Origin of the sequence: uncultured Gemella sp., assembly GCF_963529685.1 — a bacterium.
Lineage (GTDB): Bacteria > Bacillota > Bacilli > Staphylococcales > Gemellaceae > Gemella.
The window spans coordinates 1-6,221 of sequence record NZ_CAUSAI010000063.1; the positions used below are offsets into that span (position 1 = coordinate 1).

Annotated in this window: 6 protein-coding genes; 5 read left to right on the forward strand and 1 reads right to left on the reverse strand. The window is 29.7% G+C overall.

The genetic code is table 11. From position 1 onward, the window contains the following. The first annotated feature begins 344 nt into the window (after positions 1-344). The 5 genes from folB to srtB all read left to right on the forward strand — a co-directional run bounded on the left by folB (position 345) and on the right by srtB (position 4,872). Entirely contained in the window at positions 345-725 is a 381-nt protein-coding gene (gene folB / locus RWS90_RS07520) for a dihydroneopterin aldolase (protein WP_314550143.1), read from the forward strand. Further along, positions 725-1,198 carry a 2-amino-4-hydroxy-6-hydroxymethyldihydropteridine diphosphokinase gene (folK, locus tag RWS90_RS07525; protein WP_314550145.1) on the forward strand — a complete coding sequence of 158 codons (474 nt, stop codon included), beginning with the start codon at positions 725-727 and terminating at the stop codon, positions 1,196-1,198. The genes folB and folK overlap by 1 nt, the downstream gene beginning before the upstream one ends. A gap of 16 nt (positions 1,199-1,214) precedes the next feature. Continuing rightward, a complete protein-coding gene (gene dusB / locus RWS90_RS07530; protein ID WP_314550147.1) occupies positions 1,215-2,222 on the forward strand; it encodes a tRNA dihydrouridine synthase DusB in 1,008 nt (335 codons plus the stop codon). Positions 2,223-2,543: 321 nt separating this feature from the next. Continuing rightward, positions 2,544-3,695 (forward strand): pyruvate kinase, encoded by a 1,152-nt coding sequence (locus RWS90_RS07535; RefSeq protein ID WP_314550150.1) that lies wholly within the window; start codon positions 2,544-2,546, stop codon positions 3,693-3,695. Positions 3,696-4,032: 337 nt separating this feature from the next. After that, a complete protein-coding gene (gene srtB / locus RWS90_RS07540) occupies positions 4,033-4,872 on the forward strand; it encodes a class B sortase, LPKTxAVK-specific (protein ID WP_314550152.1) in 840 nt (279 codons plus the stop codon). A 50-nt stretch (positions 4,873-4,922) separates the two neighbouring features. On the opposite strand, the gene RWS90_RS07545 is transcribed toward srtB, so the two are convergent. Beyond that, complete coding sequence (locus tag RWS90_RS07545; RefSeq protein ID WP_314550153.1) at positions 4,923-6,071, reverse strand: MFS transporter; 1,149 nt, start codon at positions 6,069-6,071, stop codon at positions 4,923-4,925. Positions 6,072-6,221 lie beyond the last annotated feature (150 nt).

Here is a 6,221-nt window from a genome sequence, read left to right on the forward strand (position 1 = left end):
CATTTTACTTTAAATTCATAACTATAACGCATAAAAAATACCCCTTTCACTGGTTCGTCCAGTAAAAGGGGTACATATCAAAATCGATTTTGTCGAGTCACCCCCGCACAGTTTATTAGATATCTAAAAAGCTTTTATAAAGCGAATTTAGATATCAATAAACCACTGCGTTTATGAATTATCATATACACTTTTTTGAAATTTAGGACTTTTCGGTCAGCCCCATTATTTTCAAGTCTTTTTTTATGAAAATCCATTTTAAGCGAGTATAATTATTAGAGAAATAATTAGAAATATGTTAAAATTTTATAGTTAAGCAAAATAATGATTGAGGGGTATTGATCATGAAAACAAAGTTATTTATAAATAATCTAGAAATATTTGCTAATCATGGATTATTTGAAGAAGAGAACAAACTTGGACAGAAGTTTATTTTTGATATTGAATGTGAGCTTAATTATCAAAAAGCTTTATTTAGTGATGAAATGACAGATAGTATTAGTTATGCTGATATTGCAGATGTAGTGGTAAAAACAGCAACTATTAACACTTTTAACTTATTAGAACGTTTGGCAGGAGAAATTTTAAAAAATATCTTTAATGAATTTCCTCAAATTGAAAAGATTAAGTTAACAGTTAATAAACCAGCTGCACCTATAAGTTATCATTTTGAACAATGTGGTGTGAAAGTGGAAATAACACGTGAGGAGTTCTATAAATTATAATGATTATACTAGCATTAGGAACAAATATAGGACCAAGGGAACAGTATTTAAAAGAAGCGCTAAAAAAAATAGAAGCTAATAATTTGAAAATTAAATTACAAAGTAGTGTTTATGAAACACCTGCATGGGGTGGGGTGGCTAATCAAGACTTTTTAAATATGTGTATAGAGGTAGAAACTTCATTAGGAGCATATGAATTGCTAGATACTATTCAGAAAATAGAACTAGAACTAGGACGTGTTCGTAAAGAACATTGGGGAAATAGAACTATTGATATAGACATAATTACTTTTAATAATTTAATTTTTAATGACGATAGACTTGTTGTTCCACATAAATATATTCATGACAGAAACTTTGTTTTAGCTCCTTTAGCAGAAATGTACGGTAATATAGAGATAGCCGGAAAAAATATTAAAGAATCATTAGAAAAAATAACAGAACCTATAAGTGTATATAAAGAAAAATTGTAAAAAGAAAGGATAAAGAATGTTTAAAATTAGAGAAATTGAAATACCTAATAGAGTAGTATTAGCCCCTATGGCAGGTGTTTGTAATGCTGCTTTCCGTTTAACAGCTAAAGAGTTTGGAGCGGGATTAGTGTGTGCAGAAATGGTTAGTGATAAAGCTATTTTATTCAATAATAAAAAAACTATGAATATGCTATATATCGATCCAAGAGAGCGTCCATTAAGTTTACAGATTTTTGGTGGAGAAATCGAAACATTGGTAGAAGCTGCTAAGTATGTTGATAAAAATACAGAAGCTGATATTATTGACTTAAATATGGGATGTCCAGTACCAAAAATTACTAAAGTTGATGCAGGTAGTAAGCTACTTCTTGATCCGGATAAGGTATATGAAGTAATAGCGAGATTAGTTGATTCCGTTTCTAAGCCAGTTACAGTAAAAATGCGTATGGGATGGGATGATGAACATATTTATATAATGGATAATGCAAGAAATGCTGAACGTGCAGGTGCTAGTGCCATAGCTATCCATGGTAGAACAAAAGTTCAAATGTATAGTGGTAAAGCAAACTGGGATGTTATTCGTGATGTAAAGAAAGAATTGAAAATACCAGTAATAGGAAATGGTGATGTTACTTCGCCTGAACTTGCTAAAAAAATGTTAGACGATACTAATTGTGATGCGGTGATGATTGGGCGTGCTGCTTTAGGGAATCCATGGATGTTATATCGTACAGTTAAGTACCTAGAAACAGGAGAACTAACTGATGAGCCAACACCAAGAGAAAAAATAGACGTATGTTTACTTCACTTGAGAAGACTTATGGAAATTAAACCTGAAAAAGTGGCCGTTCATGAAATGAGAAAACATGCTTCGTATTACATGAAAGGTATCAAAGGTGGAGCTAAAGTCAAAAAAGAACTAAACACTTTAAATACATACGCAGAGATGGAACATTTATTTGGTGAATTTCTAGATTTTCTTGAATCAGGTATAGTTACTCCGAAAAAAGAAATAATCATTTAATGTGTTGAATTTTAATTAAAGTTACACAGAAAAATAAACCAAAAGAAATTATATAAAGAAGTGTATAATTTCTTTTTTTTATAATTCTCAAATTGTTGGATATTGTAATAATTTATGTAATTAGTTTGTGGATACTGTAAGACATAGAATATATTATACTATAAAAAAGTTTCATTAAATATAAAGATTTTCTTTGAATATAAACTTATAAAATTTATTTTAAATTCTCACTAATTACTTTAAAAATAACCTAGAAAATGAAAAATTAATGTGTTATAATTAAATAAAAAGTAAACGTTTTAAATGTGAGGTAGGTTTATTATGACTAGAAAGGCAAAAATAATAGCAACTTTAGGGAATAGTACAGAAGGACTATTAGAAGAAATCGTAGCTAAAGGTGCAGATGCAGTTCTTATTGATACATATTATGGTAGTACAGAAGAATGTGTAGATAGAATCAATAAAGTTAAAGAACTAAGAGAAAAATTAAACAAAAATACTGCGATAATTTATGACTTGGATCATATTTATGCAGAAAGTAAATATAAACTAATTAAAATTGAAGAAGATAGTGTTCAGTTTGCATGCAAAAACGATGTGGACTTTGTTGCCTGCCCATTTGTTAGTAATTTAGATGAAATTAGAAAAGTTAAAGATATTTTACATGCCAATGGGAAAAAGGATATAGGATTAATTGTTAAAATTGACTGTAAAGAAGCGTATGAGAATATTGACGAAATCATTCAGTTTGCAGATTCAATTATGATAAATAGGGACGAATTAGGTATGGAATTATCATATCAGGATCTTCCAAGTATTCAAAAAGAAATAATCAGAAAAGCTAATTCTTCTATAAAAGAAGTGATTTTAACAACTCAAATGTTGCATTCGATGATTTATAATCCTAGACCAACTCGTGCGGAAGTGTCAGATGTGGCGAATGCGGTTATTGATGGAGTTGATGCCATTATGTTAATTGAAGAAACTGCAACGGGAAGTTATCCAAAAGAAGCGTTAGAAACAGTTGATAGAATAATTACTTATATTGAAACTCAAGATAATGTTCTTAACAATAAAATAAAAGAATATAAAAACATTCAAATGGATATTGCACATGCAATTTCTTTATCAACTAAGTATCTTTTAGATTCTGTTGATGTTAATAATATAGTTACTTATACAAAATCAGGAAGCACTGCAAAATTCATAGCTCGATACAGACCAAAAGTTCAAATTTTGGCAGTAGTTCCAACAAAACAAAAAGCTAGAAAATTAGCATTAACAAGAGGAGTAACTACATTTATAGAAGAAAACACTTTAACAATGGAAGAAATGTTAAGTTTAGCACCGAAATTTGCTAAAGAGTCAAGATTAGCAAAAGAAGGGGATCTTATACTAATTACAGCGGGAGAACCTGACTTAGGAAAAGATAATGTTCCACCTACTGATTTTGTAAATATTAGACAAGTGTAAAATATTTTTATATAGAAGGGGCTGACCCAAAAGTCCTAAATCTTAACAAAGTGTATATGAAAACTCATAGACGCAGTGGTTTATTGATATCTAAACTCGCTTTATAAAAGCTTTTTAGATATCTAATAAACTGTGCAGGGGTGACTCGACAAAATCGATTTCTTTGAAATCACGATTTTTGAGTCACTCCCTTTTATGTTCAAGAACTCTATTTTATAAGAGTTTTAACGGGATTTAAGATTTTAAGTTGATTTTTGAAGATATTTTATAAAAAATATGATATAATCTAGTTTGGAGTTTTATATGGAGATATTATATTTTAGAAAGGAATATTTTTATGAAGAATAAATCATTATTAAGTAGTGTTATTAAATATGTTTTATTACTTGTGATTTTAGTGGGTGGTGGATTTGGATTATATTCATATATGAATGAGAATTCTAAAGAACCACAAGTCCGAGTAGAACAAAAAGTCGATTCTAACAAAAAAGATGATAAGTATGTGGTAGATCAAGCTGAAAAAGATTACTTATCAAATAAATTTAAAGACTTAAAGGCAATAAATAATGAAGTTATTGCATACATGTATGTCCCAGGTGATGGAGGAGATTCTCTAAAGGAACCAATCTTACAGACAACAAATAATTCTAAGTATTTAGAATACGGAATTGATAATAAACCAGCTCCATTTATCGGTGCAGTATTTATGGATGCTGACAATAAACCGGGATTAGAGCAAAGTGATGTTAAGTGGATATTCGGTCATGCTCGCGCAGGGATTGAAGAGAAGAAGATTACTTTGGATACTAGGGTATTTAATAATATGAACTGGTTTGCGAAGAAAGATTATTTTGACAGTCACAGAGTGGTTGTTATAGAAACACCGGAGAGAAAGTATTATTATGAAGTAACTGGGGTTAAGGTAGTTCACGAAGATACGAAATTATATCAAATTCCAAGTGCTAGTGATAAAAAGGAAAACTTTATAAGTATGTTTAAAGAAGGTTCTAGAAACTGGTTAGAAAACAGTAAGATTTCTGGTGAAGATAATATGACAGTATTTGCTACATGCCGATTAGATGATGTTTCATTAAGAACATTAATATTAGCGAGACAAGTACCGGATAAAGAATTAAAAGAATTTTTAGAGAAAAATAAAGAATTATTAAATAGTTAATTATAAAAGGCACAACGTAAAAAACCTACGTTGTGCTTTTTTAGTTTATATTATTTTTTGTTTCTTAATACTGCGTAACTAACTAATGTAGAAACTAGCATTAGAGCTGTAGTTATGAAAAATGGTGTAGTATATTTTTCAAGGTGTAATGCTTCAGGGATTTTAGTAAGAATTACCGGAGTTAGTATTACACCGATATTACCACCAACTAAGATTACACTTGTCGCAAAGTTTATAAATTTATTCTCTAATTTGTTTGAAACATAGAAGAAGTTAAATGACATAGTTCCTACGAAGCTAATTCCGATGAAGATAGCTGCAACGTAGAAGATTACAATATTATTTGTCAGAGTGAATAATATGCTTCCGACTGTCATGAAACTTAACATTATAGGTAATGTTAGATTTTTGAATCTCTTAACTAAAATACCAAAAATAACTCCAGATAATATACCACTAAGAGCTAAAATTGTTAGTAGATTTCTAGCTACATCAGGTTGATAGTGGTATTTTTCAGCAAGTAGAGTAGGAATCTTGATAGTTGCGCCCATGTATGAAATACCTACTAAAAATGTTAACAGCGTTAAAAGAATAGTCTCTTTATGGAATTTAATACTAACTTTTTTATTATTTACATTTTCTGTATTAGGTACGAATAATAAGAATATAATAAATATCGGAAGTGCTAGAGCATAAACTAAAAATGTATATTGAATACCGTAGATTAGTAGATATCCAGAAATAAATGTAGTCAATGCTTTACCGATGTTTAGGAATGCTGTTCTTAAACCGATCATTGTACCGCGCTGATCTTCATCAAAGAAGTCACTTATCATACTAATAGAAAGAGAATTAAATAATCCAATACCAGCTCCAAGGAAAAGTCTACTAATTAGTACAAGTTTAAAGTTTGTAGTAAATGCTGGTATTATACCAAAAACGAAAATTAATAGTAGTCCAAGAAGAACAGTATTTTTCTTTCCAATAAATTTAATAACTCCGTTGCTAAGAAGAACAAAAATCGTAATCATCATAGCAGGGATTGTAGCTAAACTCTCCACAGAAGCTAGACCAATATTAGGATTACTTCCATGATAAAGAGTATAAAGATTTGGAATTACTGGAGAGATAGCAAGGTGTGACATTAATAATATTGAAATACTAAGTAGTGAAAACTTAGCGAATGAATTTAATTTCATTTTTGAATCTCCTTTTTTTTAGAAAATTAATGGGGCTGTCTCAAAAGTCCTAAAATTCAACAAGGTTCATATGAGAATTTATAGATGCAGTAGTTTATTGATATCTAAATTCTCTTTATAAAAGCTTTTTAGATATCTAATAAACTGTGC